Raw genomic sequence first — 13,411 nt, 5'->3', positions numbered from 1 at the left:
CACCTCAAATCCCACAGAGCCGACGCAACAGCTCGGTATCCAGATGCTTCTCCACCAGGTCCGCCAAACGCTCGATATCGCGCTCGCGCAAGCCGTGGTAATCCACCTCCTGCACATCGTTCAACCCGGCCCAGCGCAACAATGCCGCGCTCGCTGCCGGCGATTCGAACAAGCCATGCAGATAGGTGCCGAACACCTGCCCGTCAGCACTTTGTGCACCGTCGCAACGACCGTCATCAAGATGCACCGCTGCGTTTTCCAGCGCCGGTCCCGTGGTCACGCCGGCATGAATTTCATAGCCGCTGACGTCGGCATTTTCCAGCGCGAGCCGCCCGCGCACGTTGCGCAACTGCTTCTCGGCCTCAAGCGTGGTTTCGAACACCAGCAAGCCCAGACCAGCGCTCGAACCGGGGGCACCTTCAAGGCCGAGCGGATCATGCACCTGCTCGCCGAGCATCTGCAGACCACCGCAAATGCCCAGTACTTTGCCGCCGTAACGCAGATGCCGATTGATCGCGGCATCCCAGCCATTGGCACGCAAATACGCCAGATCGCTGCGCACACTTTTCGAACCCGGCAGGATGATCAGATCGGCGGCAGGAATCGCCTGCCCCGGACCGACAAATTGCAGGTCGACCTGCGGATGCAAACGCAGCGGATCGAAGTCGGTGTGGTTGCTGATGCGCGGCAGCACCGGCACCACCACTTTCAGCACCTGTTCGGCCTTGTCGGTCTGGCGCTGATCGATGCCGTCTTCGGCCTCCAGATGCAGATCCATCACGTAGGGCAACACGCCGACCACCGGTTTGCCGGTGCGCTGTTCAAGCCAGTCGAGGCCCGGTTGCAACAAGGCGATGTCACCGCGAAAACGGTTGATGATGAAACCTTTGACCCGCGCCTGTTCACTCGGCGACAACAACTCCAGTGTGCCGACCAGATGGGCGAAAACGCCGCCGCGATTGATATCAGCGATCAGCAGCACCGGGCAATCCACCGCCTCGGCGAAGCCCATGTTGGCGATGTCGCCAGCGCGCAAATTGATCTCGGCCGGCGAACCCGCGCCTTCGACCATCACCAGCGGATAGGCAGCGCTGAGTCGTTCGTGGGAGGCCAGCACAGCTTTCATCGCGATGGCTTTGTAGTCGTGATACGCCACGGCGTTCATCGACGTCACCGCGCGACCATGGATGATCACTTGCGCGCCGGTGTCGCTGTTCGGCTTGAGCAACACCGGGTTCATGTCAGTGTGCGGTTCAAGAAATGCAGCTTGCGCTTGCACCGCTTGCGCACGGCCGATCTCGCCGCCATCGGCGGTCACGGCGCTGTTGAGCGCCATGTTCTGCGGCTTGAACGGTACGACCGCAACACCCTGTCGGGTCGCCCAGCGACACAGCGCCGTCACCAGCGTACTTTTACCGGCATCGGAAGTGGTGCCCTGCACCATCAGGGTTGTCATGGGTGGTCCTTGGTGAAAGCGATTAAGGCGTGTTCGAGGCGTGCCTCTTCAGCCGCATCGGCGGGCAGGCCAAAACGCAGACTGCTGTTGTGGGTAAAGATGCGCAGAAGAATGCCGCGTCGGGCCATGAACTCATATAACGCTGACGCTTGATCGGTGATCAGCCACTGAAACAACGCGCAGCCGCCCTGCGGTTTGAAGCCGTAGCGTTCAAGCAGCGTCGCCAGTCGTTCACTCGCTTCATCGCTGCGAATCCGTTGTCGCGTATGCCCTTCGGTATCTTGCAGGCAAGCCTGCCCCAGCACCCGCGTCGGCCCGCTCACCGCCCACGGCCCGACCTGTTCCGCGAGCAATCGGAGCAACTTGCGTTCTGCCAGCACAAAGCCCAGACGCACTCCCGCCAGACCGAAAAACTTGCCGAACGAACGCAGCACGATCAGCCCGACCTGATGCGTATGGGCTGCCAGGCTCAACTGTGGCGTGTTGTCCATAAACGCCTCATCGACCACCAGCCAGCCACCGCGCTGAGCGAGCCGCGCGTGCCAGTCGAGCAACCGCGCCGGGGTCAGGCTCAGGCCGGTCGGGTTGTTCGGATTGACCACCACCAGCACATCGAGGCTGTCGAGAAAGAATTCGACTTCCTGCTCCAGCACTTCACGCACGATGTAGCCGCTGCGGCGCCAGGCTTCAGCGTGCTCGGCATAACACGGCGACAACACACCGACCTTGCCGGCGCGGCGCAAACGCGGCAGCAACTGTATGGCCATCTGCGAACCGGCCACCGGCAGCACTTGCGCGGCACCGTAGTAATCGCACGCGGCTTGCTCCAGACCGTCATCGGTTTCCGGCAGACGCGCCCAGGCACGCAGCGGGATTTCCGGGATCGGGAATGGCCACGGCGCGAGGCCGCTGGAGAGATCGAGCCAATCCGCCTCGGCGATGCCGTAGTCGTGTGCAGCCTTGCGCAGCCGGCCACCGTGCTCAAGCATAGAATTCAGCCCCCACGCAGAGAATCAGCAGCCATAACCATACGCCGCGCTGGACCAATTGCCAGCCGCGGTCGATGGAATCGGCGTCGGCGGGCGCGCCTTCGCCGAGCTGCGGACGCTCATGCAGTTCGCCGTGGTAAATTGCCGGCCCGCCCAATTCCACGCCCAGCGCACCAGCGCCGGCCGCCATCACCGGACCGGCGTTGGGGCTGTCCCACTTCGGCGCCTGTGAGCGCCAGCACTTCAACGCCAGTCGGGTTTTGCCGAGCAGTGCGTAGGTCAACGCCACCAAACGTGCAGGAATGTAGTTGAGCACGTCGTCGATTTTCGCCGCCGCCCAACCGAAACGCTCAAAGCGTTCGTTGCGATAGCCCCACATCGCATCAAGCGTGTTGCTCAGGCGATAGAGCACCACGCCCGGCGCACCGGCCACGACAAACCAGAACAACGCCGCGAACACCGCATCACTGCCGTTCTCCAGCACTGATTCGGTGGCGGCACGGGCGACGGCGGTGCTGTCGAGCTCATCGGTCTGACGGCTGACGAGATAGCCGACACGCTTGCGCGCCTCGCCCAGATCATCTGCACGCAACGCGGCGGCGACCGGCGCGACATGTTCACCGAGGCTGCGCATGCCGAGGGCGCAATACAGCGCGAGAATCTCGACGACCCAACCCACGTACGGCGCCCAGGAAAATGCCGTGGCGAGCAAGGTCAGCGGCAGCACCGCGATCACCCACGCGGTGACACCATGGCTGCGCCAGCCACGGCCACCGGCGTTGAAACGTTGCTCGATGCGCCCGGCGAAATTGCCGAACGCCACCAGCGGATGCCAGCGTTTCGGTTCACCGAGCAGCGCATCCAGCGCCACTGCGGCGACACTCAACAACGCCACACTCATTGACTCACTCCCCAGTAATTTTCGTACAGCAACTCATTGAGCGGGCGCGCCTGCGCCCACCCTTCGAGTACCAGCATCGGCGCCGGATAGAATTCCTTGACCGGCCCCAGGCATAAAACGGCCAGTGGCTTGGCGCCTGCGGGCAATTTCAGCAAATCCGCCAGTGCCTGCGGCTCGAACAGCGAGACCCAGCCCATGCCCAAGCCTTCGGCACGGGAGGCCAGCCACAGATTCTGGATCGCGCAGGACAGCGAGGCCATGTCCATTTCTGGTAGCGTGCGGCGACCGAAGATGTGCTTTTCGCGATCATCCATCAACGCGGCGACCAGCACTTCGGCGCAGTCATTGATGCCTTCGACCTTGAGTTTCATGAACTCGTCACTGCGCTCGCCGAGGGCTTCAGCGGTGCGCACGCGCTCTTCTTCGACGAGGTTCTGGATCTGCCCGCGTAAAGTTCGGTCGCTGATGCGGATGAAACGCCAGGGCTGCATCAGGCCAACGCTTGGGGCTTGGTGGGCGGCTTCCAAAAGTCGGCGCAACAGCTCCGGTTCGACGCTGCCGCCGATGAAGTGGCGCATGTCGCGGCGTTCAGCGATGGCTTTGTAGACCGCCGCCCGCTCGGTTTCAGAGAATGCGTTTTCTGTCATGGCCTCTTCGCGAGCAAGCTCGCTCCCACCTTGGACGGGGTGCTTGCTCAAGAAACGCGATCCCCTGTGGGAGCGAGCTTGCTCGCGAAGCCGGCCTCACGGTCTGGCGCAAACAATGCGGCAATCGCAGTCGGATTCGACGGAAAATAGAAGTGCACATAAGAAGCCGTCATCCGCCCATCGCGATAAACCGCCTCGGCACCACGCCCGCCATTCGGGCTCAAGCCACGTGCAATCGGCGTCAGTTCGGTGGTGGTCAGCGAATGGTGATAAGTGTGCCCGCGCAACGCACCTTCCGGCAGATCGACGGCTTGCAACGCCAGCGCTGCCAGACGCTTCTGCATCACCGCGTCGCCCTTCAGCAGCCCGACCAGTTCAGCGCGAGTGCCGTCAACATCAGTCAACGAATCGAGCAGATACAACATGCCGCCACATTCAGCGAGCAGAGGTTTGCCCGCAGCATGATGCGCACGAATCGCCTCCAGCATCGCGGTATTCTGCGACAACGCGACGTGATGCAATTCCGGATACCCGCCGGGCAGATACAGACTGTCCGCCTCAGGCAATTGCGTGTCGCGGATCGGCGAGAAGAAGCTCAACTCGGCACCCATCGCGCGCAACAAATCGAGACTCGCGCCATAGGTGAAGGCAAACGCTTCATCGCGGGCGACGGCAATGCGCACATTCTTCAGCAGTGGCTCGACAGCGATGACGTCAGGCGCGGCAAATTCCACGGCCGGTGGCAGCGCTACCTCGCAACTGCTGGCGAGGGCATCGGCAGCGGCGTCGAGGCGCACATCGAGATCATTCAATTCGCTGGCCTGGACCAGACCGAGATGGCGACTCGGCAGTTCAATACCGGTCTCGCGGGACAACGCGCCGTACCAACGCAAACCTTCAGTGAGACTGCCTTCGAGCAACTGCGCATGGCGCAAGGTGCCAACACGATTGGCCAGCACGCCGGCAAACGGCAGATCCGGCTGATATTTGGCCAAGCCCAGCGCCAACGCACCAAAGGTCTGCGCCATGGCCGTCCCATCAATCACGCCGAGCACTGGCACACCGAAATGCCGCGCCAGATCAGCGCTCGACGGCGTGCCGTCAAACAGGCCCATCACGCCTTCGATCAGAATCAGATCCGCCTCGGCGGCGGCTTCCCACAACAGACGACGACTTTCCTGCTCGCCGACCATCCACATGTCCAGTTGATACACCGGTGCACCGCTGGCGCGCTCGAGGATCATCGGATCGAGAAAGTCCGGGCCGCATTTGAACACGCGTACTTTACGCCCCTGATTGCGATGCAAACGGGCCAGTGCGGCGGTGACGGTGGTCTTGCCCTGACCGGAGGCCGGCGCGGCGATGAGTACCGCCGGGCAGTGACGTGGTTGATTCAAAGTTCGACGCCTTTCTGCGCTTTGATGCCGGCCTGGAAGGCGTGTTTGAGCATGCCCATTTCGGTGACCGTGTCGCCCATCTCGATCATTTCCGGCTTGGCCGCGCGACCGGTGACGATTACGTGCTGCATCGGCGGACGCGCCTGCAGATCGCTGAGCACCTGATCGAGATCGAGGTAGCCGTGTTTAAGGGCGATGTTCAGTTCATCGAGCACCACCAGACCGATCGACGGGTCGCGCAGTAGTTCCCGCGAGACTGCCCACGCGGCTTCGGCGGCGGCGATGTCGCGCTTACGATCCTGGGTTTCCCAAGTGAAGCCCTCGCCCATCACATGGAAGCGAACCTGTTCGGGGAAGCGGCGGAAAAACAATTCTTCGCCGGTGCTGTTACGCCCCTTGATGAACTGCACCACGCCGCACTGCATGCCGTGGCCCATGGCGCGGGCGAGCATGCCGAACGCCGAGCTGCTTTTGCCTTTGCCGTTGCCGGTCAGCACCAGCACCAGGCCGCACTCGTCAGGCGAGTTGGCGATGCGTTCGTCGATCACGGCTTTTTTGCGCTGCATACGCGCCAGATGGCGTTCGTCGCGCTCGGGGGAATCAGTCATGGGGGAGCTCTCCGTTGAGGCTGGATAACGGCGGGCAGGCACAAGAATAGACGGCAAAAAGCCTGGCATCGCCCACCGTGATGCCGCTGGATGGATCAGGCCGGTCTCCGGGCTCATGAGCGGCGTTGGCCTGACTGCGCGCCTTCCCGCTTCTTTCGAGGCAGTGGCTCAAGGCGCAGTTTTCACTCATTTACCGTTGCGGGGGCAGCGCCGGGATCGTGGTGGTTCTTCGCTTGAAGACAACCCTCACCGGCTTCCCTGTTTCACTCTGTCGACACCGGTCACAGAGCACCTGAAACAAGCCGCGAAGGTTAGAGGGTTGGGGGTGGAGCGTCAATTAAAGAGGCGGCCAGCGGGCGAATAACTGCCGTCGATCAATTATCCGGCGCCAATCTTGTGCCACACTGATACAAATGATATCAAAGAGCCATGCTTTTTCCCGAAAAGCCCACCACAACAATAAAGGATGATGACGATGCAAGGCATGATCATCAGCAACCCGCGCCTGGAATTCCTGCGCCCGGTGCTTGAACGCTGGTTTGACTGTATCGACCGCTACAACGCCGTGCGCGGCGACAGCGATACCCCTTACTGGCATGACGAGAAAGCCAATCTCGGATTGCTCTCGGCGGCGGCCTGGATGGCCGAGCTGGTGACTTTGAACGACACTGCCACGCGCAAACAGAATGAAGAAGGCGAGCGCAATGCCCGCGCCGATCTGTTTCTCGCCAGCGCCGAAGATCGCGCCTTTATTCAGGCCACGCAACGCTGGCCACGAGTCACGAATCTAAATCTGACCCAAGCCCTGCTCGACATCACCAGCGACGCCAAGCGCATCAGCTATGCCAGCGATCTCAAGCTCGGCTGCCTGTTCGTCGCACCGCAAAAAGCCCAGCACAGCGCCAGCCCCGAAGAGCTGCAGGACATGGTCGACGACCTGCAGAAGGAACACACCTGCGCCGTCGCCTGGTATTTCCCCTACGCCTACCGCAAATTGCGCAGCGAAGCCGGCAACTATCACCCAGGCATTGCCGTGCTGTTCAAGGAAGCCCGCGGCTGAGGTTGAACCATCGGGCTTGCGCCCTCCTCTATGATTAAGAATGCATTCATAGGGAAGATCAGCAATGCGCAAGCCCCAACTCGTTTTTGTCATCGCCTTCGCCGGAGGACTCGCCGCCTGCGGTGAAACCTCCAGCCTGCAAGTCTCCGACGGCACCGGCCCGTCACCGAAACTGCCCGAACCGAACAAGACCCTGATCCCGACAGTGAACATCGCCCCGGCGATCGGCTGGCCCGAGGGCAGTAAACCGACAGCGGCCGCCGGCACCCAAGTCGCAGCATTCGCCGAAGGCCTCGACCATCCGCGCTGGCTCTATGTGCTGCCCAACGGCGACGTACTGGTGGCGGAAACCAATGCCCCGCCAAAGCCGGATGACAGCAGCGGCATTCGTGGCTGGGTGATGAAGAAAGTCATGGGCAAGGCTGGCGCTGGCGTACCGAGCCCGAATCGCATCACTTTGCTGCGTGACGCCGATCACGATGGCGTGGCCGAGACGCGTACGGTGTTTCTGCAGAACCTCAACTCGCCATTCGGCATGACCCTGGTCGGCAATGACCTGTACGTCGCCGATACCGATCGACTGCTGCGCTTCAACTACGAGCCCGGCGCGACCGAGATCAAGTCGCAGCCGATCAAGGTTGTCGATCTGCCCGGTGGGACGCTGAATCATCACTGGACCAAAAACGTCATCGCCAGCAAGGACGGCAGCAAGCTGTACGTGACGGTCGGCTCGAACAGCAACGTTGGCGAAAATGGTCTGGATAAAGAAGAAGGCCGCGCAGCGATCTGGGAAGTCGATCGGGCGACCGGTAATCACCGCATCTTCGCCTCGGGCATCCGCAACCCCAATGGCCTGGCCTGGGAACCCACCAGCGGCGCGCTGTGGACGGCAGTGAATGAGCGCGACGAGATCGGCAGTGATCTGGTGCCGGACTACATCACTTCCGTGAAGGACGGTGGTTTCTATGGCTGGCCGTTCAGCTATTACGGCCAGCATGTCGATGTCCGCGTCTCCCCGCAAAATCCTGATCTGGTGGCTAAAGCCATCGCTCCGGATTACGCCGTCGGGCCGCACACCGCGTCATTGGGCCTGAGCTTCGCCGAGGGCAACACCCTGCCGGCGCAGTTCAAGGAAGGCGCGTTCATCGGCCAGCATGGTTCATGGAACCGCAAACCGCACAGTGGCTATAAAGTGATTTTCGTGCCGTTTACCGCTGGCAAGCCGAGCGGCACACCGGTGGATGTGCTGACCGGTTTCCTCGACAAGGATGAGAATGCGCTAGGTCGGCCAGTGGGCGTGGTGATCGATCAGCAAGGTGGCTTGCTGGTGGCGGATGATGTTGGCAACAAGGTGTGGCGGGTCTCGGCCACGAAGTGATGTTGAATGTGACCTGAAACAACTGTGGGAGCGAGCCTGCTCGCGAATGCGGAGTGTCAGCCCCCATTGAATTGGCTGATACACCGCTTTCGCGAGCAGGCTCGCTCCCACATTAGAATGGCTGCGATTTTTTCTACGGGTTATGCGCCAGATGCTCCGGCTGCAACACCCGCTTGGCACTCAGATACGCCTTCTGCCAATACGCTTTCGACAGGCTGTCGAGCTTCACCGTACCACCCGTGGCCGGCGCATGTACAAAGCGCCCTTCGCCAACATAAATCCCCGCATGACTGACCTGCGAGCCGCCATTGGTGGCGAAGAAGATCAGGTCACCGGTCTGCAAGCCTTCCTTACCGACATTCGGTGCCTGCATGACGATCATCTCGCGCGTGGAGCGTGGCAGCGAAATCCCCGCCGCATCACGGTAGACAAAACCGATCAGCCCACTGCAATCGAATCCCGAATCCGGCGTGTTGCCGCCCCAGCGATAAGGTGTGCCGACCAGGCCAAGTGCGCGAAACAGCACGTCTTCAGCAGCCGGAGAAAAAGCCTGAGAGGGGCCGAACACGACCGGGGCGCGAACCACCGGCGCAGGTGGCGGCGTGCGACTGGCGCAAGCGCTGAGCAGCGCTGCGAAGAAGATCAAAGTGAGGCGGGCCGACATCGTCATAAGCAGAACATCCTGATCTGGCTGCGGCTTTTTCTGCCGATGGACAGAAAACAAAACCGCCTGCGGAGCACGCAGGCGGTTTGCCATCAATATAGATTCAGGATTCTAGCGGCTACGCGGCAAACTTCAAGTAAGACTTTAACTTCACCTTGTAAAGTCTAAGTCTACTCCGTTGCCGGGAGCCTGATTGTCGCCGCGAACGCAGCGACAACGGGATTACTTGCGAGCGGTGACTACAGTCGGAGCGTTGGCCAGAGCGCGTTTGGCTTCGATGAAGGTCTTGCTCCAGTAGCTGTCACCCAGGCTGTCGATGCGAACACCGCCGCTGCGACGACTGCTGGAGTGGATGAACTGGTTGTCACCCAGGTAGATCCCAGCATGACTGACACGACCGCGACGACCGTTGGTGGCGAAGAACAGCAGATCGCCCGGCTCAAGGTTGCTGCGCGAGACCAGCGGTGCATCGACGTTGATCATTTCGCGGGTCGAGCGTGGCAAGTTCATGCCGGCTTCTTCGCGGAACAGGTAGCCGATGAAACCGCTGCAATCGAAACCGGCTTCAGAGGTACCGCCGAAACGGTAACGGGTACCGATCAGGGACATGCCGCGTTCGAGGATGCTGTCGGCCAGAACAGGAAGCTGATAAGGCTTCTTGCCATTGAATTCATTGAGTTCTTTTTCGGTGTCCAGCTCTTCCTGGTAAATAACGGAAGACTGGGCCGTGGCAGAATTTTTAACCTGTTGAGGCTGCTCTTGAACTGGAGAATGAGCAGCGCAACCGAACAACAGGGTGACGAGTGCGAGAGGCACGAGGGGTGCGAAGCGCTTTAGCATGGGCACGACCGTGGCTGATAGTTGTAAAGAAGCCGAGACTATGCCCGCTATCAACCTCATTTGCAAATTCAATCGATCTTTTTGTGACTTCTCGGTTTCTCGTTTACATCTAAGCGCTTAAGCCCATTTGAACCGATACGCGGCCTGCACACCGTGCAGGAAAGCGGATTTTTTGGCGCCCGAAATATGCCGAAACACGCTGAAAGCCGCGCCGTTACCAGCCCAGCGTTTCTTTCAGGAAGGGAATGGTCAGCTTGCGTTGCGCCTGCAACGAGGCCTGATCGAGCTGCTCGAGAAGGTCAAACAGCGCACTCATACTGCGGGTGCCGCGAGTCAAAATAAAATGTCCGACTTCATCGGTCAGGTGCAGACCGCGCCGCGATGCGCGCAATTGCAAGGCACGCAATTTGTCTTCATCGGAGAGCGGGCGCATCTGGAAAATCAGCGCCAGGGTCAGGCGCGATTTCAAGTCAGCCAGTTTGACCGGCAGTTCACGCGGAGAGGTTGACGCGGCGATCAGCAGACGTCGACCGCTGTCACGCAGACGGTTGAACAGATGAAACATCGCCTCTTCCCAGTCAGCCTTGCCGGCAATCACCTGCAAATCATCCAGGCAAACCAGTTCGTACTGCTCCAGGTTGTCGAGGATTTCGACACCGCGATCCATCAACTCGGCCAACGGCAGATACACCGCCGGTTCGCCCATCTGCTCGAAGCGCAGGCAAGCTGCCTGCAACAGATGCGTACGCCCTACGCCGTGCTTGCCCCACAGATAGATCAGGCTTTCTGTCCAGCCAGCGTCGGCTTCGCATAGACGCTCGACATAGCCGAGTGCAGCGGCATTGGCGCCTGGGTAGTAGTTGATGAAGGTGGCGTCGTCACGCAGACGCACACCTAGGGGCAGCTGAATCGGTTTCATGCTGACTGAACAGTTCTCAAGGAACCGTTAGTGGCCTCTGTGTAAAGTTTGCGAAGTTTATACCCGTGAAGCTGAGCGCACAATGCGACAGAGTCCAAGCAAAATCAAAGGTTTGCGTTAACACCCTGGTTTCATGACAGATTCTTTGGCGCCAGCGCCAGCAGGACACGGGCCAACCCGGCTGTTCGCCGGGCCGCCCTGCCCATTACAACTCCGGCTCGTCCATACCGCTATAGATATCAGAATCCTTGTATAAATCGTGGACATGGCGCACCAGCACCATGATCACCGCGGCGACCGGCAATGCCAGCAGCACACCGGTAAAGCCGAACAGCTCGCCGCCCGCCAGAATCGCAAAAATCACTGCCACCGGATGCAGACCGATGCGATCGCCCACCAGCAACGGCGTCAGCACCATGCCTTCCAGCGCCTGACCGACCATAAAAACCGCGACGATCCCGACCATCGGGTACAGATCGCCACCGAACTGGAACAACCCGGCAATCAGTGCCGCGCCAATACCAATCACGAACCCCATGTACGGCACGATCGCCGCCAGACCCGCGATCAGACCGATCAACAGCCCCAGCTCCAGACCCACGATCATCAGACCCGCTGCGTAGATCACCCCCAGCGCCACCATCACCAGCAACTGACCGCGAACAAACGCGCCCAGAACCTCATGACATTCACCGGCCAGCGATACGATGGTCTCTTCCCGATCACGCGGCAGCAGGCTGCGGATCTTGGCCATCATCACATCCCAGTCGCGTAACAGGTAGAAACTCACCACCGGGATCAGCACCAGATTGGCCAGCCAGCCGATCAGCGCCAGACTCGATGCCGTCGCCTGACTCAGGACCACGCTGACGATGTCAGTGGTCTGGCCCATGTGCTCGCTGATCGCTGCCTTAACCTTGTCGAACTTCCAGAAACCATCCGAAAGCCCCAGCTTCGCCTGCGCCCAAGGCAGCGCGGTGTGCTGCAGCCAATCGAGCATTTGCGGCGCCAGCTCGTACAAACGCAGCAACTGCTTGGCGAGCATCGGTACCAACACCAGCAGCAGCGCGGTGACGATCAAGGTGAACAAGGCAAACACCGCGATCACGCCCCAGGTACGCGACAAACCGAGCCGCTCCAGGCGATCCACCAACGGATCGAACAGATAGGCCAGCAGCAGTGCTACCAGAAACGGCGTAAGGATCGGGTGCAGCAACCATACAAATGCGCAAAGCAGGACAACCCCACCGAGCCAGAACCAACGCCGCGTATCGGCCATGTACCACTCCTGTTGCTTCTATATAAGGAAAGACTTACCAACGAAACCGCAACGACGGTGCCGCCGGGGTCGGGGCCGGAGCCGCGACCGGTGCTGCACCTGCAACAGCAGGCTGTGGCGGCACCACCGGAACCGGCGCCTCGGCCGGCAACTCCTGCAACTTCGCCAGCGACAACTGCGCACGCATCTGATCGGCACTGCCATTGACCCGATAGACGATGCGATCGCCGTCAACACTTTGCAGACGCACGCCAAACGGTTCGAGTAACCGCAACAGCGCGGCATAATGTTCAAGATTCATGCCCTGCACTTCCAGGGTCTGCTGACCCGAAGCACCGGGTTTGGCGACAAAACGTGGCGCCAGACGCTCAGCCACTGCCAGCATCACCGCGTCAGCGACAGCGGCCTGATCGGCCCCCTGCACACTGCCCGCCTCTTTCTGATCGCCCAGCCACAAGTGCCACTTGGCCTGCCACTGCCCACCTTCTTCGCGCGCATGCACTGCCAGCAGGGCGTCAGCGTTGTAGCGTTCGGAGGCACCGCGCAACGGCGCCGGATCCGTGCCTTCCAACGCTGGCGCCGTGGCAACCAGTTGCTCGCTCAGGTCCGCCAGCGGCAGTCGCAATGGCAACCCACGATGTTGCGCAGCCGTACGCAATGGCGCAGCAGCGGCCTGACCATCACCGACCAGACTCGACCCTTCAGTCGAATCGTTCAGCCACCAGCTCAGAATCGTCGGGCGACTGGCGCCCCACACCGACAACCCGGCCCGGCGCAGGGCCTGCTCGGTGGTTGCTGGATCGAAATCAACCTTCAGCACCTCCGGCGGCCCGGCATCGAAACCGAACTGACTGATGATCTGCTGCGGATCCTTGCGAATCGCTGCCAGCCCCGGGTTCTGTGCGGCTTTCGGATCGCCCGTCAAACGCAGCACCAACGTATCCAGCGCCGCTTGGGTGGCACGATCACGTTCTTCCGGTGCCTGGCCATTGACCGGCTCACGCACTTGATAGAGGCCTTTGAGATTTTCGGCGTGACTCGCCAGGCTGAGCAGAGACAAACAACCCACAAACAACAATTTACAAAAACGCATGGAGAATTCCCGTCGACAAGAGCGGCTGGAACAGGCCGCGTGAACCGGTTGAGCAAGGCTGTGACAATCTGCCAGCACCAAACATTCACCCGGCGGCGATAAGTTTTTGCACAGTGATAACGATAGACGGTTAATCGCCACACCTTATACAGGCACCCGCAGGCCTTAATTGCAAAAAAT

13 protein-coding genes and 1 riboswitch are annotated in these 13,411 nt (G+C 60.7%); of the genes, 2 read left to right on the top strand and 11 right to left on the bottom strand.

What is annotated here, in order from left to right; all coding sequences use genetic code 11:
• Nucleotides 1–4 precede the first annotated feature (4 nt).
• Genes ACZZ0G_RS20775 through cobO form a run of 6 tightly spaced genes read right to left on the bottom strand, consistent with a single transcriptional unit; the run spans nt 5 to nt 5,998 of the window.
• Nucleotides 5–1,456 (bottom strand): cobyric acid synthase, encoded by a 1,452-nt coding sequence (locus ACZZ0G_RS20775; RefSeq protein ID WP_463557361.1) that lies wholly within the window; start codon nt 1,454–1,456, stop codon nt 5–7.
• Nucleotides 1,453–2,445, bottom strand: coding sequence for a threonine-phosphate decarboxylase CobD (gene cobD / locus ACZZ0G_RS20770; protein ID WP_463557360.1), 993 nt, complete (start codon nt 2,443–2,445; stop codon nt 1,453–1,455). Before cobD ends, ACZZ0G_RS20775 begins: the two co-directional genes overlap by 4 nt.
• On the bottom strand, nt 2,438–3,346 hold the full coding sequence (gene cbiB, locus ACZZ0G_RS20765) for an adenosylcobinamide-phosphate synthase CbiB (protein ID WP_463557359.1): 909 nt from the start codon (nt 3,344–3,346) through the stop codon (nt 2,438–2,440). Before cbiB ends, cobD begins: the two co-directional genes overlap by 8 nt.
• Nucleotides 3,343–3,993: a 5,6-dimethylbenzimidazole synthase gene (bluB, locus tag ACZZ0G_RS20760; protein ID WP_463557358.1), complete on the bottom strand. Its 651-nt coding sequence runs from the start codon at nt 3,991–3,993 to the stop codon at nt 3,343–3,345. Before bluB ends, cbiB begins: the two co-directional genes overlap by 4 nt.
• A gap of 47 nt (nt 3,994–4,040) precedes the next feature.
• Nucleotides 4,041–5,390: a cobyrinate a,c-diamide synthase gene (locus tag ACZZ0G_RS20755; protein WP_463557357.1), complete on the bottom strand. Its 1,350-nt coding sequence runs from the start codon at nt 5,388–5,390 to the stop codon at nt 4,041–4,043.
• Nucleotides 5,387–5,998, bottom strand: coding sequence for a cob(I)yrinic acid a,c-diamide adenosyltransferase (gene cobO / locus ACZZ0G_RS20750; protein ID WP_463557356.1), 612 nt, complete (start codon nt 5,996–5,998; stop codon nt 5,387–5,389). Before cobO ends, ACZZ0G_RS20755 begins: the two co-directional genes overlap by 4 nt.
• Nucleotides 5,999–6,079: 81 nt before the next feature.
• Nucleotides 6,080–6,309, bottom strand: a riboswitch (cobalamin riboswitch).
• Between the two features lie 164 nt (nt 6,310–6,473).
• On the opposite strand from cobO, the gene ACZZ0G_RS20745 reads away from it, so the two are divergent.
• Together ACZZ0G_RS20745 and ACZZ0G_RS20740 are read left to right on the top strand one after the other, a co-directional pair.
• Nucleotides 6,474–7,058 (top strand): hypothetical protein, encoded by a 585-nt coding sequence (locus ACZZ0G_RS20745; RefSeq protein WP_463557355.1) that lies wholly within the window; start codon nt 6,474–6,476, stop codon nt 7,056–7,058.
• Nucleotides 7,059–7,122: 64 nt separating this feature from the next.
• Entirely contained in the window at nt 7,123–8,436 is a 1,314-nt protein-coding gene (locus ACZZ0G_RS20740) for a PQQ-dependent sugar dehydrogenase (RefSeq protein WP_463557354.1), read from the top strand.
• A gap of 133 nt (nt 8,437–8,569) precedes the next feature.
• Here the strand turns inward: ACZZ0G_RS20740 and ACZZ0G_RS20735 are convergent, their stop codons facing one another.
• The 5 genes from ACZZ0G_RS20735 to ACZZ0G_RS20715 form a co-directional block, all read right to left on the bottom strand.
• Entirely contained in the window at nt 8,570–9,106 is a 537-nt protein-coding gene (locus ACZZ0G_RS20735; RefSeq protein ID WP_034156233.1) for a C40 family peptidase, read from the bottom strand.
• A 216-nt stretch (nt 9,107–9,322) separates the two neighbouring features.
• Entirely contained in the window at nt 9,323–9,940 is a 618-nt protein-coding gene (locus ACZZ0G_RS20730; protein ID WP_150774388.1) for a C40 family peptidase, read from the bottom strand.
• Nucleotides 9,941–10,154: 214 nt separating this feature from the next.
• Complete coding sequence (hda, locus tag ACZZ0G_RS20725; RefSeq protein ID WP_007919828.1) at nt 10,155–10,859, bottom strand: DnaA regulatory inactivator Hda; 705 nt, start codon at nt 10,857–10,859, stop codon at nt 10,155–10,157.
• Nucleotides 10,860–11,064: 205 nt separating this feature from the next.
• Nucleotides 11,065–12,138: an AI-2E family transporter gene (locus tag ACZZ0G_RS20720; RefSeq protein ID WP_034156235.1), complete on the bottom strand. Its 1,074-nt coding sequence runs from the start codon at nt 12,136–12,138 to the stop codon at nt 11,065–11,067.
• A 34-nt stretch (nt 12,139–12,172) separates the two neighbouring features.
• On the bottom strand, nt 12,173–13,231 hold the full coding sequence (locus ACZZ0G_RS20715) for a DUF2066 domain-containing protein (protein ID WP_463557353.1): 1,059 nt from the start codon (nt 13,229–13,231) through the stop codon (nt 12,173–12,175).
• Nucleotides 13,232–13,411: the final 180 nt, after the last annotated feature.

The organism is Pseudomonas sp. AC169, assembly GCF_979258515.1.
Note: the sequence above shows the minus strand (reverse complement) of the source record. Positions and strands in the feature narration are given on the sequence as shown.

Bases quoted from the DNA above. Each gene is read 5' to 3' on its own strand.
- ACZZ0G_RS20775 (WP_463557361.1), bottom strand. From the start codon at position 1,456: ATGACAACCCTGATGGTGCAGGGCACCACTTCCGATGCCGGTAAAAGT.
- cobD (WP_463557360.1), bottom strand. From the start codon at position 2,445: ATGCTTGAGCACGGTGGCCGGCTGCGCAAGGCTGCACACGACTACGGC.
- cbiB (WP_463557359.1), bottom strand. From the start codon at position 3,346: ATGAGTGTGGCGTTGTTGAGTGTCGCCGCAGTGGCGCTGGATGCGCTG.
- bluB (WP_463557358.1), bottom strand. From the start codon at position 3,993: ATGACAGAAAACGCATTCTCTGAAACCGAGCGGGCGGCGGTCTACAAA.
- cobO (WP_463557356.1), bottom strand. From the start codon at position 5,998: ATGACTGATTCCCCCGAGCGCGACGAACGCCATCTGGCGCGTATGCAG.
- ACZZ0G_RS20745 (WP_463557355.1), top strand. From the start codon at position 6,474: ATGCAAGGCATGATCATCAGCAACCCGCGCCTGGAATTCCTGCGCCCG.
- ACZZ0G_RS20740 (WP_463557354.1), top strand. From the start codon at position 7,123: ATGCGCAAGCCCCAACTCGTTTTTGTCATCGCCTTCGCCGGAGGACTC.
- ACZZ0G_RS20735 (WP_034156233.1), bottom strand. From the start codon at position 9,106: ATGACGATGTCGGCCCGCCTCACTTTGATCTTCTTCGCAGCGCTGCTC.
- ACZZ0G_RS20730 (WP_150774388.1), bottom strand. From the start codon at position 9,940: ATGCTAAAGCGCTTCGCACCCCTCGTGCCTCTCGCACTCGTCACCCTG.
- hda (WP_007919828.1), bottom strand. From the start codon at position 10,859: ATGAAACCGATTCAGCTGCCCCTAGGTGTGCGTCTGCGTGACGACGCC.
- ACZZ0G_RS20720 (WP_034156235.1), bottom strand. From the start codon at position 12,138: ATGGCCGATACGCGGCGTTGGTTCTGGCTCGGTGGGGTTGTCCTGCTT.
- ACZZ0G_RS20715 (WP_463557353.1), bottom strand. From the start codon at position 13,231: ATGCGTTTTTGTAAATTGTTGTTTGTGGGTTGTTTGTCTCTGCTCAGC.